The 25,463-nt window shown below is 50.4% G+C and carries 28 protein-coding genes; 2 read left to right on the top strand and 26 right to left on the bottom strand.

What is annotated here, in order from left to right; all coding sequences use genetic code 11:
• Positions 1-7 precede the first annotated feature (7 nt).
• From FZ040_RS01495 to FZ040_RS01405, 19 genes are all read right to left on the bottom strand, one after another.
• On the bottom strand, positions 8-817 hold the full coding sequence (locus FZ040_RS01495; protein WP_149170369.1) for a TlyA family RNA methyltransferase: 810 nt from the start codon (positions 815-817) through the stop codon (positions 8-10).
• Positions 817-2,703 (bottom strand): 1-deoxy-D-xylulose-5-phosphate synthase, encoded by a 1,887-nt coding sequence (gene dxs, locus FZ040_RS01490; RefSeq protein WP_149170368.1) that lies wholly within the window; start codon positions 2,701-2,703, stop codon positions 817-819. Before dxs ends, FZ040_RS01495 begins: the two co-directional genes overlap by 1 nt.
• Before the next feature lie 15 nt (positions 2,704-2,718).
• On the bottom strand, positions 2,719-3,600 hold the full coding sequence (locus FZ040_RS01485) for a polyprenyl synthetase family protein (RefSeq protein ID WP_149170367.1): 882 nt from the start codon (positions 3,598-3,600) through the stop codon (positions 2,719-2,721).
• Between the two features lie 3 nt (positions 3,601-3,603).
• A complete protein-coding gene (gene xseB / locus FZ040_RS01480) occupies positions 3,604-3,843 on the bottom strand; it encodes an exodeoxyribonuclease VII small subunit (protein ID WP_149170366.1) in 240 nt (79 codons plus the stop codon).
• 1 nt (position 3,844) lies between these two features.
• On the bottom strand, positions 3,845-5,071 hold the full coding sequence (xseA, locus tag FZ040_RS01475; protein ID WP_149170365.1) for an exodeoxyribonuclease VII large subunit: 1,227 nt from the start codon (positions 5,069-5,071) through the stop codon (positions 3,845-3,847).
• 61 nt (positions 5,072-5,132) lie between these two features.
• Positions 5,133-5,564, bottom strand: coding sequence for a transcription antitermination factor NusB (gene nusB, locus FZ040_RS01470; protein ID WP_149170364.1), 432 nt, complete (start codon positions 5,562-5,564; stop codon positions 5,133-5,135).
• 25 nt (positions 5,565-5,589) lie between these two features.
• Positions 5,590-5,835: a DUF2273 domain-containing protein gene (locus FZ040_RS01465; RefSeq protein ID WP_255448693.1), complete on the bottom strand. Its 246-nt coding sequence runs from the start codon at positions 5,833-5,835 to the stop codon at positions 5,590-5,592.
• Between the two features lie 15 nt (positions 5,836-5,850).
• Positions 5,851-6,420: an alkaline shock response membrane anchor protein AmaP gene (gene amaP, locus FZ040_RS01460; protein ID WP_149170362.1), complete on the bottom strand. Its 570-nt coding sequence runs from the start codon at positions 6,418-6,420 to the stop codon at positions 5,851-5,853.
• A gap of 14 nt (positions 6,421-6,434) precedes the next feature.
• Positions 6,435-6,848, bottom strand: a complete 414-nt coding sequence (locus tag FZ040_RS01455) for an Asp23/Gls24 family envelope stress response protein (RefSeq protein WP_439653898.1) — start codon at positions 6,846-6,848, stop codon at positions 6,435-6,437.
• Between the two features lie 164 nt (positions 6,849-7,012).
• Positions 7,013-7,570 carry an elongation factor P gene (efp, locus tag FZ040_RS01450; RefSeq protein ID WP_033169387.1) on the bottom strand — a complete coding sequence of 186 codons (558 nt, stop codon included), beginning with the start codon at positions 7,568-7,570 and terminating at the stop codon, positions 7,013-7,015.
• Between the two features lie 110 nt (positions 7,571-7,680).
• A complete protein-coding gene (locus FZ040_RS01445; RefSeq protein ID WP_365689766.1) occupies positions 7,681-8,751 on the bottom strand; it encodes a M24 family metallopeptidase in 1,071 nt (356 codons plus the stop codon).
• Between the two features lie 57 nt (positions 8,752-8,808).
• Positions 8,809-9,246: a type II 3-dehydroquinate dehydratase gene (gene aroQ / locus FZ040_RS01440; protein ID WP_149170359.1), complete on the bottom strand. Its 438-nt coding sequence runs from the start codon at positions 9,244-9,246 to the stop codon at positions 8,809-8,811.
• 20 nt (positions 9,247-9,266) lie between these two features.
• Entirely contained in the window at positions 9,267-9,551 is a 285-nt protein-coding gene (locus FZ040_RS01435; RefSeq protein WP_081823352.1) for an acylphosphatase, read from the bottom strand.
• A 90-nt stretch (positions 9,552-9,641) separates the two neighbouring features.
• Positions 9,642-10,877 carry a peptidase U32 family protein gene (locus FZ040_RS01430; RefSeq protein ID WP_149170358.1) on the bottom strand — a complete coding sequence of 412 codons (1,236 nt, stop codon included), beginning with the start codon at positions 10,875-10,877 and terminating at the stop codon, positions 9,642-9,644.
• 19 nt (positions 10,878-10,896) lie between these two features.
• Complete coding sequence (locus FZ040_RS01425) at positions 10,897-11,514, bottom strand: O-methyltransferase (RefSeq protein WP_365690406.1); 618 nt, start codon at positions 11,512-11,514, stop codon at positions 10,897-10,899.
• 23 nt (positions 11,515-11,537) lie between these two features.
• Positions 11,538-12,650: an endolytic transglycosylase MltG gene (mltG, locus tag FZ040_RS01420; RefSeq protein ID WP_255448692.1), complete on the bottom strand. Its 1,113-nt coding sequence runs from the start codon at positions 12,648-12,650 to the stop codon at positions 11,538-11,540.
• Positions 12,651-12,722: 72 nt separating this feature from the next.
• Positions 12,723-13,043, bottom strand: a complete 321-nt coding sequence (locus FZ040_RS01415; RefSeq protein ID WP_149170357.1) for a DUF1292 domain-containing protein — start codon at positions 13,041-13,043, stop codon at positions 12,723-12,725.
• Between the two features lie 78 nt (positions 13,044-13,121).
• Positions 13,122-13,538 carry a Holliday junction resolvase RuvX gene (gene ruvX, locus FZ040_RS01410; RefSeq protein ID WP_187620200.1) on the bottom strand — a complete coding sequence of 139 codons (417 nt, stop codon included), beginning with the start codon at positions 13,536-13,538 and terminating at the stop codon, positions 13,122-13,124.
• Positions 13,539-13,787, bottom strand: a complete 249-nt coding sequence (locus tag FZ040_RS01405) for an IreB family regulatory phosphoprotein (protein ID WP_149170356.1) — start codon at positions 13,785-13,787, stop codon at positions 13,539-13,541.
• Positions 13,788-13,998: 211 nt separating this feature from the next.
• Here FZ040_RS01405 and FZ040_RS01400 point away from each other — a divergent pair, with 211 nt between their 5' ends.
• Positions 13,999-14,436 (top strand): hypothetical protein, encoded by a 438-nt coding sequence (locus FZ040_RS01400; protein ID WP_149170355.1) that lies wholly within the window; start codon positions 13,999-14,001, stop codon positions 14,434-14,436.
• 3 nt (positions 14,437-14,439) lie between these two features.
• Here FZ040_RS01400 and FZ040_RS01395 read toward each other — a convergent pair whose 3' ends face one another.
• The 4 genes from FZ040_RS01395 to recG form a co-directional block, all read right to left on the bottom strand.
• Complete coding sequence (locus tag FZ040_RS01395) at positions 14,440-14,919, bottom strand: hypothetical protein (protein ID WP_149170354.1); 480 nt, start codon at positions 14,917-14,919, stop codon at positions 14,440-14,442.
• Between the two features lie 109 nt (positions 14,920-15,028).
• Positions 15,029-16,066, bottom strand: coding sequence for an aspartate-semialdehyde dehydrogenase (locus FZ040_RS01390; protein ID WP_149170353.1), 1,038 nt, complete (start codon positions 16,064-16,066; stop codon positions 15,029-15,031).
• A 34-nt stretch (positions 16,067-16,100) separates the two neighbouring features.
• The gene (gene dapB, locus FZ040_RS01385; protein WP_149170352.1) at positions 16,101-16,895 is read right to left on the bottom strand and encodes a 4-hydroxy-tetrahydrodipicolinate reductase; all 795 of its coding nucleotides are present in this window, start codon (positions 16,893-16,895) and stop codon (positions 16,101-16,103) included.
• Positions 16,896-17,009: 114 nt separating this feature from the next.
• On the bottom strand, positions 17,010-19,076 hold the full coding sequence (gene recG, locus FZ040_RS01380) for an ATP-dependent DNA helicase RecG (protein ID WP_149170351.1): 2,067 nt from the start codon (positions 19,074-19,076) through the stop codon (positions 17,010-17,012).
• Positions 19,077-19,209: 133 nt separating this feature from the next.
• On the opposite strand from recG, the gene FZ040_RS01375 reads away from it, so the two are divergent.
• Positions 19,210-20,076, top strand: coding sequence for a Cof-type HAD-IIB family hydrolase (locus FZ040_RS01375; protein WP_149170350.1), 867 nt, complete (start codon positions 19,210-19,212; stop codon positions 20,074-20,076).
• A gap of 56 nt (positions 20,077-20,132) precedes the next feature.
• Here the strand turns inward: FZ040_RS01375 and FZ040_RS01370 are convergent, their stop codons facing one another.
• The 3 genes from FZ040_RS01370 to thrC all read right to left on the bottom strand — a co-directional run bounded on the left by FZ040_RS01370 (position 20,133) and on the right by thrC (position 25,245).
• A complete protein-coding gene (locus tag FZ040_RS01370; RefSeq protein ID WP_187620199.1) occupies positions 20,133-21,734 on the bottom strand; it encodes a DUF4127 family protein in 1,602 nt (533 codons plus the stop codon).
• Positions 21,735-21,862: 128 nt separating this feature from the next.
• Positions 21,863-23,479 (bottom strand): phosphoenolpyruvate carboxykinase (ATP), encoded by a 1,617-nt coding sequence (pckA, locus tag FZ040_RS01365; RefSeq protein ID WP_149170348.1) that lies wholly within the window; start codon positions 23,477-23,479, stop codon positions 21,863-21,865.
• 278 nt (positions 23,480-23,757) lie between these two features.
• Positions 23,758-25,245 carry a threonine synthase gene (thrC, locus tag FZ040_RS01360; RefSeq protein WP_149170347.1) on the bottom strand — a complete coding sequence of 496 codons (1,488 nt, stop codon included), beginning with the start codon at positions 25,243-25,245 and terminating at the stop codon, positions 23,758-23,760.
• Positions 25,246-25,463: the final 218 nt, after the last annotated feature.

Here is a 25,463-nt window from a genome sequence, read left to right as displayed (position 1 = left end):
ATACTCCTTATTTATCCAGCGCCCCATGCGCCTCGGCTACAACCGTTACGAGCCGTTCTTCGGTCACGGTATCCCGCTGGTCCTTGTCTTTTGTCAGCCGGATAAGATACTCAATGTTTCCCTCCGGCCCCTTTACCGGTGAAAAGGTAAGCGCCATCGGCACAAAACCGAGGTCACGGGCAAAGGCCGTGACTTTCCGGATAACCGATTCGTGAACCGACGCATCGCGGACGACGCCCTTCTTGCCGACAAATTCACGGCCGGCTTCAAACTGCGGCTTGATAAGGGCCACGAGCTCTCCCTCGGGTTTTAGCAGAGAAAACGCCACGGGCAGGACTTTCTCAAGCGAAATGAACGCAACGTCAATCGAAGCAAAATCCAGGAGCGTTCCGATATCATCCGAGGTAACGTTGCGGATGTTCGTCCGTTCCATATTGACAACGCGGTCATCGGTGCGGAGCTTCCAAGCCAGCTGACCGTACCCAACATCGATGGCAAACACCTGAACCGCACCATTTTGCAGCATGCAGTCCGTAAAACCGCCAGTCGATGCACCGATATCGGCACAACGGCGGCCTTCGAGGGCAACGCCAAATTCCTTCATCGCTTTTTCCAGCTTCAAGCCGCCACGGCTGACATAAGGAATATCGTTGCCGAGCAGGCGGATTTCCGCTTCCGGTTTTACCGTGGCCCCTGCCTTATCAACTTTCTGATTATCGACCAGGACCTCACCAGCCATAATCATGCGTTTCGCACGCTCCCGGCTGCCGGCTAATCCCTTTTCCACTAATAAAATATCTAATCGTTGTTTTGCCATTATTTCAATCGTTCCTTTACTGCTGCTGCCATCTGCTCCGGGGTAAGGCCACAGAGCTCGAGCAGTTCGTTTGGCGTCCCCTGTTCAATAAATTTATCCGGAATCCCCAGGCGAAGAAGCTTCACTTTATCCGAAAGCCCCTTATCCATCAGATATTCTGCGACACCTGAGCCAAAACCGCCAACCAGTGAGTTTTCTTCAACGGTAACCAGCAGACAGCGGGAAGCCATCTGCTCAATAACTCCGGTATCGAGCGGTTTGACAAAGCGCATGTTGACAACCGATGCTGAAATTCCCTCATCAGTTAAAATAGCAGCTGCCTGTTCTGCCCGATGAACCATCGGACCGACGGCCAAAAAGGCTACGGTATCTTCGTCCGAAGCCTTGAGAATCTCCGCTTTACCAACAGGAACCTCAGAAAACTCTTCCCTCATTGGCACGCCAAAGCCAGCGCCGCGCGGATAACGGACTGCCGTTGGCGAATCCATCGACACAGCGGTTGCCAGCATATCCCGGAGTTCCGCTTCGTCTTTAGGCACAAAGATTGTCATATTCGGCATATGACGAAGATAGGACAAGTCAAAAGCACCGTGATGCGTCGGGCCATCGGCACCGACAAGACCGGCACGGTCAAGACAAAGCGTCACCGGCAGATTCTGCAGGCAGACATCGTGCATCAACTGGTCATAAGCCCGCTGGGCAAACGTCGAATACAGCGCCACTACCGGATGACGCCCATCGGCCGCCATGCCTGCCGCTAGCGTTACGGCATGCTCCTCGGCAATGCCCACATCAAAGAAGCGGGCCGGATAGACTTCGCCAAAGGCTTTAAGTCCGGTTCCCGACGGCATGGCCGCCGTGATGGCCGTAATATCGGTATTCTTATCGGCCAATTCGATTAAAGCCTTGCTGAACACCGACGTATAGCTCGGTGCACCGCCCTGCTTTTTCGGACATTCGCCGGTATGGCGGTCAAAAACGCCAATACCATGGAACTTGTTGGGGTTCTTCTCAGCTGGCAGGAAGCCCTTGCCCTTTTTCGTATGAATGTGAATGAGCACCGGCCCTTCGAGCTCTTTAGCCCGGCAGAACATTTCCTGCAATAAGGATATATCGTGGCCATCAATCGGTCCGATGTAGTGGAAGCCGATTTCCTCAAACACGCTGCCCGGCACCAAGGCCGAGCGAACGCTGTCTTTCACAATCTGCGCCGTCCGATAGGCCTTGTCGCCAATGTGCGGAATACTCATGAGCAGATTGCCCACATCTTTTTTGGCCTTGTTATACTGCGGCGCCATGCGGATACGGGAAAGATACTCGCTCATGCCGCCGACATTCTTGTCGATGGACATCTCATTGTCGTTTAAGATTACAATGAGTTTTTTCCCAAGGTCGCCGGCCTGATTCAAGGCTTCAAAGGACTCGCCGCCGGTCAAAGCACCGTCGCCGATAACCGCAATGACTTCATTGTTGCGGCCACAGAGGTCACGGGAAACCGCCATGCCAAGCGCCGCCGAAATTGAGGTGCTGGCATGACCAACACCAAACGCATCGTATTTTGACTCAAAGCGGTTTGGGAACCCCGTTATGCCCCCGAGCTGGCGCAGGGTATGAAAGCGTTCCCGGCGGCCCGTCAGGATTTTATGGGAATACGCCTGATGGCCTACATCCCAAACCAGCTTATCCTGCGGAAAGCGGAATACACTATATAGGGCCAGAGTGAGTTCCACGGTTCCGAGGCTTGGTGCCAGATGCCCGCCATTGGCCGCTACGGTATCGATGATAAAACTGCGCAGCTCACGCGCCAGTTCTTCGAGTTCCGAGAGACTATACTTCTTTATGTCTTCCGGATTATTGATTTTATCCAGCAGTGGATATGCATTCATGCCAAGCACTCCCAATCATTTATTACGGTCTACCAGATAAGAAACCAGTTCACGCAGGAAGTCTGCCTCCGGACCAAAATCCTTCAGAGCGGCCACCGCTTCATCAGCCGTTTCCTGGGCCAGTTTCTTGGCTTCTTCGAGGGAAGTCAGGGTTACATAAGTGGATTTATGATTTTTCTCATCACTGCCAACCGGCTTGCCAATTACGGCTTCATCGCCAATGACGTCCAATATGTCATCGGTAATCTGGAAGGCCAACCCGAATTTATCCGCATATTCCGTCAGCGCGGCCAGCTGGGCTTCCGTTGCTCCGGCCAGGGTCGCACCACTGCGAATGGCGGCGCGGAATAACGCACCGGTTTTTCCCATGTGAACGAGCCGCATGGTGTCCATATCAATCTGTTTGTTTTCCGACTCCACGTCAAGGGCCTGACCGCCAACCATGCCATCCGGACCAGCGGCAACGCTCATTTCGCGCACAACCTTAACCAGCGTATCCGCATCAACACCATCCTGACGAAGCATTACCTCAAAGGCAAGCGTCAGCAGCGCATCACCGGCCAATGTTGCCATACCAGCACCGTAAACTTTGTGATTGGTGAGTTTGCCACGGCGATAGTCATCATCATCCATAGCCGGCAAATCATCGTGAATCAGAGAATACGTATGAATCATCTCAATGGCAATTCCCGTTTTGAGGAATTTCGTGCCATCAGCGCCCAGGGCATCGGCGGCCGCCATCAAAAGTACGGGACGCAGGCGCTTGCCGCCAGCCATCAGACTGTACTCCATGGATTCTGTCAGCGTCTTGTCAATTGGCGATTTCTTATTGAGTTCGCCAGCCAAAGCAGACTCAACCATTTGCTGTCTTTCTTTCCAGAGTTCCTTGAGCTTCATCGTTTATTCTCCCTCTATCTGCAATTCTTGTTTGATTACTTTCTTGTTGTCTTCGCGAACCAAAAGGTCCATAGTCTTTTCGGCATCTTCAAGTGCCTTGAGGCAATTATTTCCCAGCTGGACTCCTTCGGAATAATTTGCCATAAGGTCTTTCAAGCTGCTGTCGCCCGATTCCATGGAAGCAACAATCTGCTCCAGCTTCTCCAGCGATTCTTCAAACGATAATTCCTTTTTTCTTGGCATCTTATTGTCCTTCCTTTCCCGCCTTGACTGCCTCAGCTTCCGGCACACTCAGGACCTCAACGGGAACCCGTCCATCCTGAAGGATAAGCTGCAGTTTGTCCTTTGGTTTTACCTCCGCCACACGAGTCACCAGCTTGCCGCGCTTTTCCGCCACAGCATAGCCACGGCGGAGTACCCCCGCAGGATTCATACCATCGAGCCGCTCGAGCAAAAGATTCAGGCGGTGTTTTTTGGTGGTAACGCTTTTTTCCGTCAATCGTTGCAAATCGCCCAGCAAATAATCCAGCCGCTGACGCCGTGCCGCCAGCATAGTCTGGGGACTGGCAAGGACCGGACTTTTAAGGCAGGCATTAAGCCGCAGCCTGCGGCTTTCGATGCCTTTTTTCACCTGACTTGTCAAACGCGCCTTAAGATTTACGATATGACGTGCCACTTCACGGCAGTCGGGTACGGCAAGTTCTGCGGCATTCGACGGCGTTGCCGCCCGGACATCGGCCGCAAAATCCGCCAGCGTAAAATCCGTCTCATGCCCCACGGCCGAAATGACCGGAATCTTAGAGGCAAAAATTGCCCGAACGACACATTCTTCATTAAACGACCAAAGGTCCTCCATCGAACCACCGCCACGGCCAACAATCAAAACATCGACCGGACATTTTTCGTTGAAAAACGCAATGGCAGCTGCGATCTGCTCGGCTGACCCCTCGCCCTGTACCTGCACGGGATGAAGCAGCAGCTGGATATGCGGCCAGCGATGTTTCGACACGTGATAGATATCGCGCAATACGGCCCCCGCCAGCGAGGTAACGATACCAATGCGCTTTGGGAACACCGGCAATGGCTTTTTCCAGGACTGGTCAAACAAACCTTCCTCAGTGAGTTTTGCCTTTAACTGTTCAAAAGCCAATTGCAAATCGCCAGTTCCCTCTGGGGCCAGCGAATCCACATAAAGCTGATAGGCCCCGTCCCGCTCATAAACGGAAATCGTTCCTGACGCCACCACTTTCAATCCGTTGACGGGCTGAAACCGCAAATGCTGCGCACGGCTTTTAAACATTACCGCCTTTAAGGCGCCACCGGCATCCTTCAAGGTAAAATAACAATGGCCGGACGGATAGCATTTAAAGTTCGAGATTTCTCCGCGAATCATAATGCCGCGCAGCACATTTTCCCGCTCAAACATACTCTTTATGAATTTGTTTACCTGACTGACAGAATGTATTGCCACGCAATTCCCTCCAGACATACGAAAAAGCCAGACCATTCTTTGGGTCTGGCAGTTCGTTTCATTAGCGCGAAAGCTTCATCATCGCGCCCAGGATTCCATTGACATAGCGGCTGGAATCATCCGTACCGTACTTCTTCGCCAGTTCCACAGCCTCGTTGATTGCGATATTTGGCGTAAGCTTCTCCTCCGAGAAATGAATCTCGTAGATGGCAATGCGGACCAAATTGCGGTCAACAGCTGCCATACGCTCAATCTTCCAATCCTTCGAGCTCTCCGTAATCAAGGCATCGATAGCCTCGAGATTCTCACGAGTGCCACGAACAAGCGTCTGCACATACGAACGGTCGCGGGCGGACATTTTCTCCCCCTCGCCTAGTGCGGTATCAATAGCCAGGGTTTCAAACATCCCCTGCTGCTCTTCCGTATCTGCCTGATTCAAATCCAACTGGAAAAGCGCCTGCAGGGCAGCTTCCCTTGCTTGTCTACGACTCATTACTTACCTTCCTCTTATTCCAATCTTAGTTCCGAAAACGCTCCGACAAATGCAGGACTCTGTCCCCAATGGTTCCGAGAACATTCTCCCCCTGGTCCATCTGCGCGCCAATATAAAGGCCTATCAACCCGCAGCAGAGCACAAAGAATGTATGCCAAAAGCCAAAACAGAGGATAGCTGTGCCGAGGACGATTCCTGCCACAGCCCCCACGGTCTTCCCGCGATGCTCCTGCCACAACGCCTGACAAATTGACTTAAATTCCTCTTTCATCAACTAGTCACCGCCTTACACGACACGATGCTTTTTCGACGGCTGCGCATCGGAGACATCTTTTATCACAATATTAACCGGCACTTCCGTCAGTGCCATCGTCTGCTCAAGCTGCTGCTGGATTGTTGTCGTGAGTTTCTCCGACAGCTTCGTCACTTCAGCCTCACGGCCGACCACCAGCTCAAGCTGCAAGGCCAGTGTTGCGCCTTCCTTGCGGTTCCTGGCTTTTACCACCACGCGGACATCACGGACTCCGTGCGCCTCGCGTGCCAGCCTGTCAGTAAAATTGCGCACTGCATCCAGTGCCACACGTACTTCTCCCCGCGGACCGCTTTCGATGACGTATTCGCCCTTGCTGGTCGTCTTATCTTTCGAACAGCAAAAAACCTGCCCGAGCAGTTTCAAACTCACCAAAAACACCACAACGGAAGCGGCAATCGTTTCCTGCCGCGCCATCGCATAGTGAAGGGAATCCAACCATACGGACTCAGGCAGCCATCCAAAGACTGCACCCAAAACCGAAATGGACAGCGCCAACGTCAAAAGAGACAGCAATAAGAGAAGAAATCGATTGATTATTCCCATATCATCAGCCTCTTTTAACGGACACGAACCTCATCTTCATGCTTATCATCTTCGGGGAAACCAACGCCCTGAACATGAACATTGACCTCAACAACCGAAAGTCCGGTCATCGTCTCAATTGCCTGCTTGACATTTTCCTGAGCAGCCAGGGCAATATCCGGAATGCGTACGCCGTATTTTACAATAATATAAAGGTCGACCGCAGCTTCTTTCTCGCCAACTTCGACTTTTACGCCCTTTGCAAAATTCTTACGGCCAAGCATTTCCGCAATACCGCCAGCAATGCCGCCACTCATGCCGGCAATGCCATCTACCTCCGTAGCGGCAAGTCCTGCGATGATACTGACGACTTCATCGGCAATGCGGATAGACCCCAACGTACCAGCCTGTTTGATTTCTTTTTCTTTTTCCATTACGAATCCCTCCATTTTTATGACAGATGCCCTTACTCGAATTGTTATATTTGTATATACTTTCGCGAAACAGCTCTGGGATTCCTGCCAACCCGGAAATAATTACGAAAAAATCATCAAAAAACTGCCGCACCATTTTTCCATGATGCGGCAGTCCAAAGCATCAAATCCCAACAGAATCAAGCACGCTCGATGTAGTTGCCCGTGCGGGTATCGATGCGCAGAACTTCGCCTTCGTTGATGAACAGCGGTACGCGAACTTCATAGCCCGTCTCAACCTTAGCCATCTTCGTAGCGCCCGTAGCCGTGTTGCCTTTAACGCTCGGCTCGCACTCGATAACTTTGAGGTTAACGGAGTTCGGGAGCTGAATGCCAATGATACGGCCCTTGAACATCTGGATGGATACTTCCATGTTCTCCATCAGGTAGTTCAGCGCATCACCAAGCTGCTCTTTGTTCAGCTCAACCTGCTCGTACGTTTCCGTATTCATGAACGTGTACATGCCATCAGCCTCATAAAGGAACTGCATGTTCTGCGTCTCAAGATGTGCTGCCGGCATCTTCTCGTTCGGGTTGAACGTGCGCTCAACAACAGCACCCGTCTCAACGTTTTTGATTTTCGTGCGAACGAATGCAGCGCCTTTACCCGGTTTTACATGCTGGAAATCAACAATCTGCCATACGCCACCATCAATCTCAATCGTGAGACCCGTGCGGAAATCAGTACTATTAATCATTAACTTACGCCCTCCAATATATTGCCTTTACGGCATTAATTTCAATGTAACGAATCTATAATAGCATATTTTCTACTTTTTGAAAAGGGTTCGTTGCTATCTTTATGCGGTCAGATTACCTCAATGAATTCTTTGCTGGATTTTGTCAGCGGCTCGCAGCCATTTTTCGTGACGAGGACCGTATCTTCGATGCGCAGGCCGCCCCATCCCGGAATATAAACGCCCGGCTCATCGGTAATCAGCATATTTTCCGCAAGGGTGTAATCCTTTTTCGGCGACATACGCGGTTCCTCGTGAATCTCAAGGCCAAGGCTGTGGCCAAGGCCGTGGCCAAAATACTGTTTTAAATCATATCTGGCAAGATTATCCTGTACCGCAATGTGGACAGCTTTGCCGGAAACGCCAGGCTTGATCAAAGTGAGCGCCAGCTTTTGCGATTCGAGCACAGCATTGTAGATACGGCGCTGTTTTTCATCGGCCTGTCCCACGCAAATCGTGCGCGTAATATCCGAATCGTAGCCGGCGTAAATAGCACCGTAATCCATCGTCAAGAACTCGCCTTCTTCGATGACTTTATCGGTGGCAATGCCATGGGGCAGAACGCCGCGGATGCCCGAAGCCATAATCGTCGTAAACGACGGACCTTCCGAACCATTTTCCCGCATGCAGTTTTCCAGATGAGCGGCTACCTGCACTTCAGTCATGCCCGGACGCACATACGTCAGGATATCTTTAAAGCCAATGTCGGCAATTTCGCACGCCTTGCGGATATAGGCGATTTCCTCTTCGTCCTTTACCTGACGCAGGGCATCAAGCGAAACAGCCGTCGTGAAATCCACGCCATCCAAGAGTTTCGTCAGCGTCACAAAATCTGCATAAATCATGGCGTTGCCTTCAAAGCCGGCTTTCTTTGCCCCGACTTTTTTCACGCATTCCGCCGTCTTTTTCCAGAGGCCGTCATGCTGCTCCACAATCTCAAACAATGGTGCCTGCTGGCTGGCCTGCTCGGTATAACGGTTGTCCGTAATGAGCATTGCCTTATCCCGGCTGATGACCAACGTTGTATCATCGCCACGGAAGCCGCTGAAGTAATGCAGGTTCACATACTTCGTCACCACCATCGCGTCCAGTCCCTTTTCTTCCATAAGCGCACGGATTGCCTGTAATCGGCTCTCTTTCATAATGGGTCAACTCCTAACAATAAAATTAGCCCTCCTCCTTAGAGAAAGGCTAAGGTCTTACTTTTTCAACTTGTAAATAATGGCCTCAAGGGCGGCCATATAACTCTCGATGCCCAGTCCGCATATCTGCCCCATGGCAACGGGCGCCAATACTGACGAATGGCGGAACTCCTCCCGCTTATGGATATTGGATATATGAACCTCAATAAGCGGAACATCAATCGCAGCAATCGCATCACGCAGCGCGATGCTGTAATGCGTAAAAGCAGCCGCATTAAAAATGATGTAATCGTAATGATGATTGGCTTCCTGCACCTTATCGACAAGGCAGCCTTCATGATTGGACTGATAAAAGTCAATCCCAATGCCGGCTTCCTTCGCACGGGCAGCCATCATCTGCTCGATGTCTTTGAGCGTCGTGCTGCCATAGATTTCCGGCTCACGCGTCCCCAGCAGATTGAGATTGGGGCCATTGAGCACAAGGACTTTTGCCATCTGATTTCCTCCCGTCCGTTTTAGTAGCGGACATCAAAACGCTTCTCACCGTCGACAACCGGCCGTTCTTCGAGGCTGAAGCTCTCCACTTTGATGAAGTAATTACCTTCACGAATGAAACCTTCCAGCTTGTCAATTGCTTCCGGTTCTCCCTGAAGCTCCATTTGAACCGTTCCATCTTCCATGTTTCTTATCCAGCCGGTAACATGAAGATCCATAGCATGCTGTTGAACAAACATACGAAAGCCGACGCCCTGAACGCGTCCGGCAGCGGTACCAAAATAACGAATAGCCAAAATCAACACCACTTTCTCATTTTTTCATAGTATAAACAACATCTACTTCATCATATCATAAACGTATTGAACTTTACAATAATTTTTAAAAAATGTGGGTCACTGCTTCACAGATGTTACATCGCGGCGCAAAATCGTATAAGGTTCTACCGGCTGCTCCATCTTCATGCGCAGAATCATCTGCGGATGCGGCGCCACCTCAATTGCTTCGCCGTCCTCATTTTCCATTGCCGTAATGGTCTGGCGGTAAAGCGGCCCCGTTGGCTGGAAGACTTCGATCTCCTGCCCGAGTTTCATATTGTTGCGCTGTTCCACTACGGCCCAGCCAGTCGCAGCATCATAGGAGCGGACAAGACCAACGAACTCCGACGTTTGATCATAGGACGTCTTGCCATAGATCTGATCCTCCGCAGTCGGCTGATGATAATAAAATCCCGTCGTATAGGTTCTATGGGAAACTTTTTCTAACTCGTCGAGCCATTCCTGCTTAACCGTAAAATGTTCCGGGTCAGCAAAATAAGCGTCAATCGCTAGGCGGTAAGCTTTGACGACGCTGGCCGCATAATGAACGCTCTTCATGCGCCCTTCGATTTTCAGGCTGTCGACACCGCTTTCGATGACATCGCGGATATTCGGCATCAGGCACATATCCTTGGAATTCATGATATACGTGCCGCGCTCGTCCTCCTCAATCGGGAAATACTGTCCCGGACGGGTCTCCTCAACCAGCGCATATTTCCAACGGCAGGATTGCGCGCAGCTGCCGCGGTTCGAATCCCTGCCCGTGAAGTAATTCGACAACAGGCACCGCCCCGAATACGAAATGCACATTGCGCCATGCATAAACATTTCCAAATCGACATCGCACTTCTCGCGAATCTCGCGAACTTCGGCCAATGACATTTCACGTGCGAGCACCACGCGCTTTGCGCCGAGTTTCTTCCAGGCATTGACCGTTGCCCAGTTGGTATTGTTGGCCTGCGTGCTGATATGAAGCTCCATTTCCGGAATGAGCTCGCGGCACATCATAAACACGCCAAGGTCAGCGACCAGCAGGGCATCAACGTTTATTTGCGCAAGGTATTTAAGATAATCCGGCAGGCCTGTAAGGTCGCCATTGTGTGGAAAAATATTGACCGTCACATAGACCTTGCGGTTCCGCTCATGGGCAAAAGTCACCGCTTCCTTCAATTCCTCGCGGCTGAAATTGCCGCCAAAGGCCCGCAGACCAAAGGCTTTGCCGCCGAGGTAGACTGCATCGGCACCATAGAGGATTGCCATCTTCATTTTTTCCAGATTGCCAGCCGGCGCTAACAGCTCAGGCTTCTTTATCATAACAGGATTCCTCCCAAATTTAACACTTACTCTTTTCCCGCCGCGTAACCGCCAGCCCGTCACCATTTTCCAAAATCACCGTCGAATAGCCCGGCGTCTTGGTCACGAGCTCGAGGTACTCACGCAGCCGCTTCACAATAGTCTTAAAACGGCGCGGCGGCTTCTCCTCCGAGCATACGTAACCGCGGAACAGTACGTTGTCTGCCAGGATGACCGCCGAATCGGAAAGCAGCGGCTCAATCTTGTGGAAGTAGTCGACATACTGCCCCTTAGCCGCATCGATAAAGACGAAATCAAATGGCGCGTCCTGCACGGCCTCATGGGCCAAAAGTTCCCCGGCATCGCCCGTTAAGATACGGATGCGGTCGTCATAGCCCGAACGGGCAATATAAGAGCGGGCTGTTTTCACCCGCTCTTCACTGAGTTCCATCGTTGTGATCTTTACGTCATCGGCACTGTTGACCGCAATTTGCAGCGTGGAATAGCCAATCGCCATGCCAACTTCAAGCACCCGGTGCGGTTTCTGCTCCCGCACCACCTGCAAAAATGCCTTGCGGCCCCGCTCGTTGATAATCGGCACATGATTTTCCGCGGCGTATTGTTCCATTTCGCGGAATAACAATTCAATATCTTCCAAAATTTACTCCTGCCTTTGCCTTGTTAACGCACTTGTTCCACGATAGCCTGATGGTCGGCATAATTCGTCGAGTAGTGATTATGTCCCTTGCGGTCGGCTACAAAATACAAATAATCGGTGTTGGCCGGATAAAGCACTGCCTTAATCGCCGCCATTCCGGGGCTCGCAATTGGCCCCGGTGGCAGTCCGCGATGCTGGTAGGTGTTATACGGCGATTCGATTTTCGTATCCTTAATCGAGACGTCCTCTTTCGGCGCATCGAGCAGATACTGCAGCGTTGTATCCGACTGCAGCGGCATGCCAATCTTCAGCCGCTTGAAAAAGACCTGTGCAATTATCGGACGATCCTCGGCATAAAGTGCCTCTTTTTCTACCAGCGATGCCAAGGTAATGAGGTCGAAAATCGAAAGATTCATCTCGCGGGCACGGGCACGAAGCTCCGGCGTCAGCCGCGTATCAAAATCTTCGGCCATCATCTTCAAGATAGATTCCGGCGTAGCTTCCTCGTGAAGCTCATAGGTATCGGGAAACAAAAAGCCCTCACAGGCATAACGGATATCGTCTTTGCGCTCAATGTAATCATAGGGCGCGTATTTTTTCGCCTTCGCCAAAAAATCCTGTTCATCCACGAGCCCCTCGTCTGCCAGGCGCTTGGCGATTTCCTTGACGCCAAAGCCCTCAGGAATCGTGAACTTCACGACGGTAGTATCTCCCGAAACCAGCTTGCGCAGCACTTCATCTGCCGACATATTCGGCTTCATCGCATAGACGCCCGACTTAAAATGGCTGGCAGCATCACCAGTCTTGACCTTCCACCAGAACGAGAACTTATTTTCCAGAACACCGTGTTTCACCAGTTCATCCCCAATATCACTGGCACTCATTCCAGGTTTTACGGAAACATAAATGGGCTGGTCCGCCGGAATTGCCGCCCGCTGCGCTGTATTGCCGCGAAACAGGGCCGCACATGCCCCCACGAATACCAGCAGCACCAGCACCGCCACAGCTGCCCAGCGCTTCCAGGTCATCGTATCACTTACAGCCGCCAATTTATCCGTCAGCCACTCCAAACTGCCTTCATGGTCCGACAACCACTTCTGCACGCTCTGCTGCCAGTCCTTGAACTTATCCCACACCGTTATCTCCCCATTCCTCATAAAATACGAAAAAGCTGCCATTCCCGACCGGATGGCAGCCCTTTAACAGGATTAGTCCTGCTCAGCTTCGTCACACAAAGCGTCATAGGCCTTCTGAACCGCTTCGAACTCTTCGTCCGTCGGCTCAATATATTCTTCTTCGCCGTCCTCACCGACAACGATTTTGGCAATCAGGACATCTTCGTCATCGCAGCCACAACCGCAGCCGCAGCTATGCTCATGCTCGTCTTCTTCGTTGTGCAAACCGATGAGCAGCGCATACTTTTCGTCGCCTACCGGAATAATCATCTCTTCCTCGTAGTAATATTCGTTGCCCTGGTCATCCGTCATAACGACAACCATGTTCTCGTCATTTACATTTTTATCTGCCATGTCATTCACCTCTTGAAATAAAATTATCTCTTAGCATTTTAGCCTATTACCAGAAATTTTGTCAAGCATCCGCCCACCTTAACGGATGCTGTCCAAATACCCCTGCAGGATAAAAACTGCCGCCATCTTATCAATGACCTTTTTGCGTTTTTTGCGGGAAACATCGGCCTCGATCAGCGAACGAGACGCGGCAACCGTCGACAAGCGTTCATCCCAAAACGTAACCTCTACCTCCGGATACGTTTCTTTGACTTTTGCCATGAACTCCTTCACAATCTGGCAACGTTCGCCCTCTGAGCCATCCATATTCTTTGGCAGCCCCGAAACGAGCGATTTTGTCTCATATTGTTCCATGAGTTCCCCTAACCGCTTCAAATCGTCTTCCTCTTTGCGGCGGCGGATGGTCTCGACCCCCTGAGCCGTAAGCCCCAGCAAATCGCTGACAGCAATTCCAATCGTACGGTCACCAATATCCAGCGACATATACCTTTTCATTTATTTTTTCTCCAAATAAGCACGTACCAACTCTTCCAACAACTCATCGCGTTCCAGCTTGCGAATCTGGCTGCGGGCATCATTATGGCTCGTCACATAAGCCGGGTCACCGGAAAGCAAGTAGCCAACCAGCTGATTGATGGGATTATACCCCTTCTCCTCCATTGCCTTGCAAACATTGCGGATAATCGTCTCGGCCTTGTTTTCCTCATTGCCGAATTTAAACATCATAGTTTCTTCGCTTACCATATCTGAATACCTCCCGAATATGTTTTCGCATCTCCTATTGTATCATACTATTGCCACATTTTCCTATAAATTTTCTGAAAAGCCACGAGAAACTCTAGGCTAAATCATTTTATTGCTATCATATTCTAAAAATTCATGATATAATGTTATTGAGTAAAATTATATACTTTTTCTTTATCGGAAAATCCCAGGGAAGGACGGTGTCTCTATTATGAATAAAAAATATAAACCACATCTGCATAACTGTCCGCTGTGCGGCCGCTTGTTTATGGATACCGGTCTCGGTTCCTGTCCAAAGTGTTACGAAGAAACACGCGAAACCGAAAAACGCGTCATCGAATACGTTCGCAAATATCCGCACTCCACTGTCAAGGAAATCTGCAACGACACGGGAACGGATGTAAAACTCGTAACCCAGATGGTACAGCGCGGACAGTTTTATACCGATGGCCTTCAATATCTTTACCCGTGTAGCCGTTGCGGCAAACCAATCCATCACGGCGTTTATTGCTCCAAATGTTTAGGCCGGCTGAACAAGGCCATCAAAGAATACAACGACCGTGCGAACGAAAGGAAAACCGTCGCGGAAGACGAAAAGAAAAAATCCAGACGGCCACGTCTTCATTGGATGGAATCGACCGAGAAATAACAATCAGCGAAGCGATTCTGCTGCCATCCCGAGCGTGCGCTGCAAGTCTTCCATCAAGAGCCCTTCGAGCTCATACATGTCAAGCTGCGGATGAAGCGCCTGCAAAATCTGCCAGGCGGTCTGCTGCAGGACATCATAGAGCGGCGAATCCATAAGCTCATGAAACTCCGCTAATTTCTCGAGCAAATGTTGATATTCGTCTTCCGAAAATACGATTGCCCCATCGATGATGCGGTCAACCTCTAATCGAAGCCGTGTTTCCGGCTCATTTGACAGGTCAATTTTTGACCTGTCATTTTTTTGCCCCAGTTCCTTAATCCGTTCTACGGTTTCCGCTTCCGAGATTTTCAGAAAAACGCCGAGCCGCTCTGCATAATAGCGATGAATCTCCGCAACCTCGCGCTGATTATCGTCCAAGGAAAAGTCAGCCGCCTGCTCGATGGCTTCTTCGTATAGCTCTTTAATGCTTAATTCGTCGTTCAAATATACCAACCTCATTTCTTTTACTTTATCCACAGTATATCATATTCCAAAAAAATACCGTTTGTCCTGTTTGCGACAAACGGTATTTTCCTATGCGGTTAGGCGAAACTTATTTTTTAATCATGTCATGCTCAATCATGTATTCAGCAATCTGCAGCGCATTAAGCGCTGCGCCCTTGCGAATCTGGTCGCCACAGCACCAGAGATTCAGCGCATTATCGCAGGAGAAATCCTTGCGGATACGGCCGACTTCTACATCATCCTTGCCGGACGTGAAGAGCGGCATCGGATATTCCTGCTCATCCGGGTTGTCGTTTACGACAGCACCCGGGAACGCATCAATTGCCTTGCGGGCAGCTTCAACGCTGACCTCATCCTCGAACTCAATGTTGACCGATTCGGCATGGCTGCGGTATACCGGCACACGGATCGTCGTAGCCGTAACGCGAATGTCCGGATCATCGAGAATTTTCTTCGTCTCGTTGACCATCTTCATTTCCTCTTTCGTGTAGAGGTTATCCTGGAAAACATCAATCTGCGGAATGAGGTTAAAGGCAATCTGATAATGCTTTTTAAGCGCAGCGCCCGGCAGGATGTTAGCCGTTACCTCGCGGCCATTGACGATATCGTCAACCTGCTGCTCGAGCTCTGCCATAGCTTCCTTGCCGCCACCAGATACTGCCTGATAGGTAGAGACGACAACGCGTTTGATTTTGGAAACATCGTAGAGCGGTTTCAAGGCCATCAGCATGATAATCGTCGAGCAGTTCGGATTGGCAATAATGCCCTTATGCTTGGCAATCGCCTCCGGATTGACCTCAGGAACGACCAGCGGAACTTCCGGGTCCATGCGGAATGCACTGGAATTATCGATGACTACTGCACCAGCATCAACGGCTGGTTTTGCAAACACCTTGCTGGCACCGCCGCCAGCGAACAAAGCGATATCAACACCTTCGAAAGAATTTTCCGTTGTCTCCTCAACCGTGTACTCTTTGCCCATGAACTGGATTTTCTTGCCAGCACTGCGTTTCGATGCCAGCATTTTGAGATCAGCAAAGGGGAAATTACGCTCCTCGATAAGATTGAGGAATTCCTGGCCAACGGCACCCGTAGCGCCGAGAATGGCAACATTGTATTTTTTCATGTAAATTCTTCCTTTCGATGTTTATTGCAATTTCTTAAAATTCAAGCAGCTGGTCCAGGCCAATCGTAAGACCACGCAACCCACGAACCTTCTTCGCCGCCAGGCAGACGCCCGGCATAAACGATTCACGATTCAGCGAATCATGACGGATGGTAAGAGTCTGCCCCAGTCCGCCAAAAATGACTTCCTGATGAGCCACATATCCCGGCAGACGAACGCTATGGATATGCATGCCTTCATAATCCGCACCGCGCGCCCCGCTGAGTTTTTCCTTCTCATCGGGATGCCCCTGCTTATGTTCAGCACGCACCTCAGCAATCATTGCCGCCGTCTGGATAGCGGTACCCGATGGTGCATCGAGCTTGTTGTCATGATGGAGTTCGATAATCTCCACATCCGGCATATACTTGGCCGCCTGTTTGGAGAGAACCATGAGTAAAACGGCACCAATCGCAAAATTCGGTGCGATAAATGCCGGGGTATTATTTACTTCCGCAGCCTTGCGAATCTCGCTCTTCTGCTCCTCGGAAAGGCCCGTGGTTCCAACGACCGGAGATACCTTATGAGCCAGTGCCGTCATGACATTGTCAAAAACGACATCTGGACGCGTAAAGTCAATCATGACCTCCGGCTGCAAACGCGCCAAAGCTGCGGCAAGGTCTGTTTCCACCAGCACACCATTTGCCGGCAAGCCGACGAGCGAGCCCGTATCTGCCCCACCATGAATATCACATGCCCCCACCAGCGTCAGGTCTTTATCTTCCTGAACTGCTTTGAGAACTGCCTGCCCCATACGGCCACAGGCACCATTAACGAATACTGTAGTCAAGCTATGCGCCTCCTAGAATTTTTTACGCACAAAAGATGTGTATATTGTATATCATGTCCATCATTTATGTCAAGATGTTCGCGACAAAAAGACGGTTTCCCCAGGCAAAATGTATCATGTATCGGTAATATTAAGAAATTGCTGTTGATATTGTAATGCCAAAATCGGCAGCACAAAGCGGACATCTTCCTGATTTTCCATCGTCTCCATAGCCGCCTTGCGGGCCAGCAGTAAAATATCCATATCCTTTAAGACATCAGCAATCTTAAGGTCAGGCAGGCCATGCTGCATAGAGCCGAAGAACTGTCCCGGCCCACGGAGTTTTAAATCTTCCTCAGCCAGCTTAAAGCCATCGGTGGTCTCAGCCATAATGCTGAGCCGCTCCTTGGCGTTTTCGCTTTTCATCTCGGAGACCAGGATACAGAACGACTGATACTGCCCGCGGCCAATGCGGCCGCGCAACTGATGGAGCTGTGCCAGGCCAAAGCGCTCCGCATTCTCGATGACCATAATGCTGGCATTGGGCACATTGACCCCGACTTCAATGACGGTCGTCGATACCAAGAGTTTTATCTTATCGTCATAAAAATCCTGCATGACCTGTTCTTTTTCCGCCGGCTTCATCCTGCCATGAACCAGGCCGACAGGTACCTCGCGAAATATACCATAGCGCAATTCGTCATAGATTTCCTCCGCCGACGGCAGCGGGCTTTCCTCATTCATCTCAATGAGCGGGCAAACCACGTAGGCCTGCCGCCCCGCTTGAATTTGTGACAACACATAGCGGTAAATGAGTTCCCGGCGATCCGGCTGGCGCACAAAGGTGCGGATTGGCTGGCGTCCTGGCGGCAGCTGGCGGATAAGCGATACATCCAAATCACCATAAACCGTCAGCGTCATCGTCCGCGGGATTGGCGTTGCCGTCATAACCAATACATCGGGCATAAGGCTGCCCTTTTTCTCAAGCTCTGCCCGCTGGGCAATGCCAAAGCGATGCTGTTCGTCGGTTACCACCAAACCGAGTTTTGCAAAATGTACGCCTTCCTGAATCAGCGCATGGGTGCCGATGACGATATCGATTTCGTGCGTTTCAATCGCCGCATACATCGCTTCCCGCTTCTTCTTTGTAAGCCGTCCCGAAAGGAAGCCCACCCGGACCCCCAGCGGTTCAAGCTGCCGGCAGAAGCCCTCATAGTGCTGGCTGGCTAATATCTCCGTCGGCGCCATCAAGGCCCCTTGATAGCCGTTTTCGACCGTCTTGACAAGTGACAGCATCGCCACGACGGTTTTCCCCGAGCCAACGTCACCCTGCACCAGCCGCCGCATGGGAATCGGGCTTTCCATATCACGGCATATTTCCTGCCACACCTTTGACTGGTCATCCGTAAGCGTAAAGGGCAGGCTGTCCATGAGCTTGCGGACCAGTTCACTGTTTAGCAGATGGCGGATTCCCTTTTTCTTTTCCCGCGACTGTTTCTTTAGCACCATAAGGCCGCACTGAATCAAATAGAGTTCCTCAAACGCCAGCCGGTTGCGCGCCGCCTTGAGTTCTTCAAAACTTGCGGGAAAGTGAATCTTATAAAACGCCTCGCGGCGTGCCAGCAAATGGAAACGCTCGCGGATTCCCTGCGGAATCACTTCGGGCAGCTCAAACTCCTCCTGCCAAAGGCCCTGCATAATCTTGCGGAAAAATTTCTGATTCAATTTTTCCGTAGCTGGATATACCGGCAATATGCCGCACATTTCCTCGGGTTCTTCCTCGTCATCTAAAATCTGAAAGCCCGACAACTGGCTCATGGCAAACTGCCCGCGGCCGCCATAAGCATATTCTGCTTTGCCCGTCACGAAGACGCGCTTGCCAGTCACGAGCTTTTTCTTGAGGAATTTCTGATTAAACCAGGTCACCTGCAAAAAGCCCGTGCCATCGCCAATGAGCGCTGTCAAAATCGTCATACCACGCTTTCCCGCCTGACGTTCGGTCACATTCATGATGACACCGGCTACAGTCTCCCGTTCCCCGGGTTTTAGCGCACTGATTTTGGTCAGCACACTTTGGTCTTCATACGTCCGCGGAAACCAGGTCAGCAAATCATAAACCGTACGAATCCCCAAACGATTGAGTTCTGCCTTCTTTTTCGGGCCAACGCCCTTTACATATTGAATGGAATCTGTCAATTTCAATCGCATCACCTAAAACATTCGTTTGTACTCTTTCATTCTACCAAAAACCACCTCTTCCCACAATGGCAAAACCTGTGCAATACCTTGCTATCCATGCTCCCTATCCGTATAATAAAAATGACAGGAGGATATTATGATTCGATTAATTGCTACCGATATGGATGGAACCCTGCTTGACGGCAACCATCAGATATCACCCGAAAATATCGCCGCTATCCGCGAAGCTACGCAGCGGGGAATAAAATTCGTCATTGCCACCGGCCGTATCATGGCCGATGTCCAGGGCTTCATTGAAAGCTATGGCCTTTCGCCCTACTATCTGACCATGAACGGCGCCGAGCTTCATGCACCAGACCACACATTGCTTCATTCCGCCTATATCGACCACGAGCGGAGTCAAAAGATATACGAAATCATCGCGAGCTTTTCGCGCTTCAATCTTGAAATCTACACCGACCGCGGCCACTTCAGTGCCAACTCCCGCCTAAAGACGTATCGCGGCCTTTTGGACCGCATGCGCGAAGTTCGCCCCGGTACCAATTTCTTCAAAAATTTTCTCTGGTCGCTTAAAAATCCGCATTTCAAAAAACTTCAATATATCAAGGATTTTGACGCGTTCTGGCAAAGCGATGTAAACATCGCCAAATTCATCACCTTCAGCCGGGCGCCAGGTAAACTTGCCGCGCTGGCCGAGCGCTTAGCAGCGGAAGTACCAGACCTTGCGATTTCTGCCAGCTTCCGCACCAATATCGAAATCAATGATGCCGCCGCGACTAAGGGCAACACACTGAACATTTTAACGCAGCAGCTCGGCATCGCTGAAGATGAAGTTCTCGTTTTGGGCGATGGCACCAATGACCTTTCCATGTTTGAAGCCTTCCCCACGAATGCCACAGCCATGGAAAACGGCGTCGCGGAACTAAAACGAGCGGCCGCTCATATCACCAAAGACAATCTTCATAACGGCGTAGCTGCCGCCATCGGCGAAGTTCTCGCGTAAAAAAGGATGTATCAAAACGCATTAGCCTTTTGATACATCCTTTTTGTTGTTATCTTTTAGTAATTAAAATCCGCTTCGAACATGCGATGCCAGGGAAGTGTTACCTTCATCGTATCAAGACCTTCATAGGGCGGCAGGTACTTGATGGCAAATTCCCGCATCAGGATATTGATACGGCTGACAATACCAGGTTCCATATTCCCCATATTGCTGTAAACATCCCAACGGCGGAAGCCGGCAATACTTTTCGCCATCTGCGTGCGGACCACCGACTGATAGCCCCAGTCCTCAATGTAGCGCCGCGTCAGCAAACGGTCGGCCGCCTCATCCGTCATGCGCCCCGACAACAGTCCGGTAGCAATGACAAAGCCCGTCGTATTGGTCGGCGTATTCCAGCCGCCATAGGCACGGAGTTTATAGAGCAGATTGTCGTTATAAAGCGCCTGCATCAACGCATTGTCCGCACCATTGGCAAAGGCAATATCAGCTACACCGACGGCACTGCCATAAGTGAGATTTTTTTGAATCAGCTGGACAAAGTGTTTTGTCGTCCCCCGGTCACGGCCATCGTTGGCAATGCCGCCACCGGCCGAAGTAACCTGGTTCGCCTCGCCCGTCCGGCCATCGGCATTGGTGTTAACGAGCAGGATAAAGTCCGCCCGCTTCGGGCTGTTTACCACCATCCCGCCAGCCGTGCGGACCGAATCGCGAATCGTCTCATCAATTGGTGCATCAGAATAGCCTGGGATCGTAGCGCCGCCTTTTCCTTCATTATATTGCACATAAATGAACGGAATCTGCTTTTCCAAATCATTAATCGCCCGGCTTAACAGCAGGGCACCGAATTCATCAATGCCGGCCAACACCTGGAACCTGGTACTTGGAATGTCTTTGCCATACTTGGCAAGTTCCCGGCCTTCGCGATGCGTCTGGGAAAAATGCGCATTGTCGTCCTTGCCGACAACCAGATAACTGATAACGCCCTTGCGCGTAAGGTCAATCAGCTGTTCATTAACCTTGACGTTCTTCTCGCGTCTTGTGCGCCAATCCTTCCAGACTTTTGCCGGAACCGACTGCTCATGAAGCATCATGGCTTTTTTCTCGATTGGCTCAAGCCCTTGCATTTCCTCTTTGTCCGCATAAGCCGTTGCCTGAAAGATATCCGCACCATAATGCTGATAGTAAGCAGGTTCCGCATTGCCGGAGTAAAGACCGCTGCGCGGCGTGCGCATAATCGAACTGAACACATAGAGGTTCAATTTCGGATTCTCCTGACGGAGTTTTTCAAACCGTTTGACGCGGCTGCATAACTCCTGTTCCGTCAACTCATGATTTCTCGACGGCACCAAGCCGCCATAAATCATCGAATCCGACGAGAACATCGCGCCATCGGCACCTTTGATATTTTGCTCGGCCCAATCCCAAAGTTTTTCCGGATTGCCCGGCTTATCCACGCCATCACTCAAAATATTTCTCGGCGGAACAATGACTTCGTAGCCAGCCGCACGCGCCACATCAGCCGTCTCCTCGCAAGATATCGGACGCGTATCGTGAGGAATAAAGACCAATTTCCCCTTGGCAGCCTCCACACTGCCCAGCAAAAAGACATTGGCCGCCAGTATCAGGATTCCCCCCAGCAATATCCTCGCTAACTTCAAAAAATCATCTCCTTCGAACATATACCAATAATACTATATCACACGTTTGTTGCAATTCGATGAGAAAAATAAAAAAAGGAGTCAAAATCTGACTCCTTTTTTTAGGTGAAGATGTGTGTGAGGCTGAATTAGAGCTGCGGGCCAGCAGCGACGAGGGCCTTGCCAGCTTCGTTCGTCTCATATTTTTTGAAGTTCTTGATGAAGCGCTCAGCGAGATCTTTAGCTTTTGCTTCCCACTCAGCAGCATCTTTATAGGTATCTTTCGGGTCGAGGATATTCGTATCTACGCCCTCGAGCTCCGTCGGAACTTCCAAATTGAACATCGGGATTTTCTTCGTCGGTGCTTTCTTGATAGCGCCGCTATGGATAGCATCGATGATACCGCGCGTATCTTTGATGGAGATACGTTTGCCGGAACCATTCCAACCCGTGTTGACCAGATATGCTTTCGTGCCGTTAGCTTCCATTTTCTTAACGAGCTCCTCAGCGTATTTCGTCGGATGGAGTTCGAGGAATGCCTGACCGAAGCAAGCAGAGAACGTCGGCGTCGGCTCCGTGATGCCACGCTCCGTACCAGCCAGTTTAGCCGTGAAGCCGGACAGGAAGTAGTACTTCGTCTGCTCCGGAGTCAGGATGGAAACCGGCGGCAGTACGCCGAATGCATCGGCAGAAAGGAAGATAACGCTCTTAGCGGCCGGAGCAGCACTGCGGTCATTGACAAAACCTTTAACCGTGCTCTTGATGTGATCGATTGGATAAGATACACGCGTATTTTCCGTGATCGTCTTATCGGCAAAATCGATGTTGCCTTTGTCGTCAAGCGTTACGTTCTCGAGCAGAGCGTTGCGTTTGATAGCGCCATAGATGTCCGGCTCAGACTCCATGTCGAGGTTGATAACTTTTGCATAGCAGCCGCCCTCGAAGTTGAAGATACCTTCATCATCCCAGCCGTGCTCATCATCGCCGATGAGGAGACGTTTCGGGTCCGTGGACAGCGTCGTTTTACCCGTGCCAGAGAGGCCGAAGAAGATTGCCGTATTCTGGCCCTGTTTATCCGTGTTAGCGGAGCAGTGCATAGCAGCAATGCCTTTGAGCGGGAGGAAGTAGTTCATCATGGAGAACATACCCTTCTTCATCTCGCCGCCATACCAGGTGTTGATGATAACCTGCTCGCGTTTCGTGAGGTTGAAGGCAACAGCCGTCTCAGAATGGAGGCCCAGCTCTTTGTAGTTTTCAACTTTTGCTTTGGAAGCGTTGTAAACGACGAAGTCCGGTTTGAAGTTCTCGAGCTCTTCAGCCGTCGGTTTTACGAACATGTTCGTAACGAAATGAGCCTGCCAAGCAACTTCCACGATGAAACGTACAGCCATGCGCGTATCTTTGTTAGCGCCGCAGAAAGCATCAACAACATAGAGTTTCTTGTTGGAGAGCTCTTTCTTGGCGATGTCCTTGAGAACATCCCAGTTCTCTTCGGACAGGCGATGGTTGTCGTTGTGGTATTCTTCCGAATCCCACCATACCGTATCATGAGCCGTAGCATCATCAACGATGTATTTATCTTTTGGCGAACGGCCCGTGAAGATACCCGTCTTGACGTTTACTGCACCGAGTTCAGAAACCTGACCAACCTCGAAACCTTCGAGACCAGCTTTCGTTTCTTCTGCGAACAAGGTTTTGTAAGACGGATTGTGGATAATTTCCGTTGCGCCCGTGATTCCATACTGACTAAGATCGATGTTTGCCATTTTACATTCAACCTCTTTCATAAATTGTTTAAATACTTGAGTGACCTCGCCATAATTTTTCATATGCCCTGTCACGAGTATTATATTAGCTTATTTTTCCATAAATGTCAACTATTTATTTGTTAAAAGTTTTAAATTTTTATTTATCACAATTGTTTGTCAAAACGAATAAATAAAATAAAACACAACAAAAACTATTATTGTTTCCGTTGTGTTTTATAAAATCCCGCATTTACACGAAATTTTGGCGATTTTCTACCGAATACGGCTGTTTTTGATTACTTTGCAGCAAAGTCAAGCACAGCCTGTTTCATCGCCGTCACTGCGCAAACATCCTTGTGCAGCAAAGGTTTCGTGCGCAAGGAAGCAAGTCCCTGCGGTGTCGGGTCATCATTAAGTTCCTGAAGTTTATCGAGCATGGCAAACTCATCGAGGCCAGCTGTTTCTGCTCCCAGCGCTTCCAAGACGCTGCCATTGAATTTATACGGACTTGCCGTCGAAGCAATGACCATGTAGTGACCGTCTTTCGTTGCCTGCTGATAGTTTTCGGCCACTTTCCAGGCAACGGCCGTATGCGTATCGGGCACATAATGCTTGTCAGCAAAGACGCGGCCAATTAATTCCTTCGTATCGTCATCGCCCGTCCAATCGGCCCAGAAGGTCTGCTGAATCTTTTGCAACAGCTCCTGTCCTACCTCATAGCGGCCAGTTGCAACCAGATCTTTCATCCAGCCAGCGACTTTTGCCGTATCTTCCGTCATGTGGAACAGCAGCCGTTCGAGGTTGCTCGAAATCAAAATATCCATCGACGGCGTAATCGTCTTATAGAAATCGCGGTTGCGGTCATAGACACCCGTGCGCAGGAAATCGGTCAAAACGTTATTGGCATTAGAAGCACAGATGAGTTTATGAACCGGAAGCCCCATGCATTTTGCATAGAAGCCAGCCAGGATATCTCCGAAGTTACCCGTCGGTACCGTGAAATTAATCTCCTCACCGGCCTGAATCTTCCCTGCCTTCACGAGGTCCGCATAAGCACTGAAGTAATAGACAATCTGCGGCACAAGGCGGCCCCAGTTGATGGAATTAGCCGAGGAGAGTTTGACTCCCTTAGCGCCTAATTCTTCGGCAAAGGACTTATCGCCAAAGATGGCCTTTACCCCGCTTTGGGCATCGTCAAAATTACCACGGACCGCCGTAACATTGACATTACTGCCTTCCTGCGTAAGCATCTGCAGCTGCTGGATTCGGCTGACACCGCCCTCCGGATAAAAGACCATAATCTTAATCTGGTCAACATCGCGGAAGCCTTCGAGGGCAGCCTTGCCCGTGTCGCCAGAGGTCGCTACGAGAATCAGGACTTCGTCCTTTTCCCCCGTCTTCTTGAGCGCCGTGCTCATGAGCTGCGGAAGCAGCTGCAAGGCCATATCCTTAAACGCACTCGTCGGGCCATGCCAGAGTTCGAGTACGCCCATATCGTCAAAAATCTTAACGGGAGCGCGCATAGCGTCATCGAATTTGCCATTGCCATAAGCGCGCGTCACACACCCTTTGACTTCTTCTTCCGTATAATCGGTCAAAAACAGGCCGAGCACTTTTGCGTCCCGCTCTTCGTAGGTAAGTTCCTGCAGGGCGGCTATAAATGACGCGTCAACTTTTGGCAAGCTGTCCGGTACAAACAAACCACCATCAGTAGCGAGGCCCTGGATAATCGCCTGCGCGGAATCAAGTTTTACGCCATTGCCTCTCGTACTGCTATACTTCAAATCAACCGCCTCTTTCTTTTCCACTTGCTTCTATATCAATAGAAAATCAATGAACATCGGACTTTTGTTATCTTTTGCGTCATAAATATAGTTCTAGACTGTATTCGAAGTTTATTATATCATATATTAAAGGCGAATCCTATAGAAAATATAAGATTGTCACCTAAGAAAATACGTTTTTCTTTTAAAGATTACATTTTACCATCTATTGCATGAGT

Origin of the sequence: Pseudoselenomonas ruminis, from assembly GCF_008271295.1 — a bacterium.
GTDB classification, from domain to species: domain Bacteria; phylum Bacillota; class Negativicutes; order Selenomonadales; family Selenomonadaceae; genus Selenomonas_A; species Selenomonas_A ruminis.
The sequence above is the reverse complement of the archived record's forward strand: the minus strand, read 5'-3'. Positions and strand labels throughout refer to the sequence as shown.

Coding starts and splice junctions, on each gene's coding strand:
- FZ040_RS01465 (WP_255448693.1), bottom strand. CDS start 5,835: ATGAAAGAGGAATTTAAGTCAATTTGTCAGGCGTTGTGGCAGGAGCAT.
- FZ040_RS01390 (WP_149170353.1), bottom strand. CDS start 16,066: ATGAAAAAATACAATGTTGCCATTCTCGGCGCTACGGGTGCCGTTGGC.
- efp (WP_033169387.1), bottom strand. CDS start 7,570: ATGATTAATAGTACTGATTTCCGCACGGGTCTCACGATTGAGATTGAT.
- FZ040_RS01375 (WP_149170350.1), top strand. CDS start 19,210: ATGATTCGATTAATTGCTACCGATATGGATGGAACCCTGCTTGACGGC.
- pckA (WP_149170348.1), bottom strand. CDS start 23,479: ATGGCAAACATCGATCTTAGTCAGTATGGAATCACGGGCGCAACGGAA.
- FZ040_RS01445 (WP_365689766.1), bottom strand. CDS start 8,751: ATGAAAGAGAGCCGATTACAGGCAATCCGTGCGCTTATGGAAGAAAAG.
- FZ040_RS01400 (WP_149170355.1), top strand. CDS start 13,999: ATGAATAAAAAATATAAACCACATCTGCATAACTGTCCGCTGTGCGGC.
- FZ040_RS01495 (WP_149170369.1), bottom strand. CDS start 817: ATGGCAAAACAACGATTAGATATTTTATTAGTGGAAAAGGGATTAGCC.
- nusB (WP_149170364.1), bottom strand. CDS start 5,564: ATGAGTCGTAGACAAGCAAGGGAAGCTGCCCTGCAGGCGCTTTTCCAG.
- FZ040_RS01430 (WP_149170358.1), bottom strand. CDS start 10,877: ATGATAAAGAAGCCTGAGCTGTTAGCGCCGGCTGGCAATCTGGAAAAA.
- xseB (WP_149170366.1), bottom strand. CDS start 3,843: ATGCCAAGAAAAAAGGAATTATCGTTTGAAGAATCGCTGGAGAAGCTG.
- FZ040_RS01485 (WP_149170367.1), bottom strand. CDS start 3,600: ATGAAGCTCAAGGAACTCTGGAAAGAAAGACAGCAAATGGTTGAGTCT.
- aroQ (WP_149170359.1), bottom strand. CDS start 9,246: ATGGCAAAAGTCCTTGTGCTCAATGGCCCCAATCTCAATCTGCTGGGG.
- dxs (WP_149170368.1), bottom strand. CDS start 2,703: ATGAATGCATATCCACTGCTGGATAAAATCAATAATCCGGAAGACATA.
- FZ040_RS01455 (WP_439653898.1), bottom strand. CDS start 6,848: ATGGAGGGATTCGTAATGGAAAAAGAAAAAGAAATCAAACAGGCTGGT.
- ruvX (WP_187620200.1), bottom strand. CDS start 13,538: ATGAAAAGGTATATGTCGCTGGATATTGGTGACCGTACGATTGGAATT.
- amaP (WP_149170362.1), bottom strand. CDS start 6,420: ATGGGAATAATCAATCGATTTCTTCTCTTATTGCTGTCTCTTTTGACG.
- FZ040_RS01405 (WP_149170356.1), bottom strand. CDS start 13,787: ATGGTAAGCGAAGAAACTATGATGTTTAAATTCGGCAATGAGGAAAAC.
- FZ040_RS01415 (WP_149170357.1), bottom strand. CDS start 13,043: ATGGCAGATAAAAATGTAAATGACGAGAACATGGTTGTCGTTATGACG.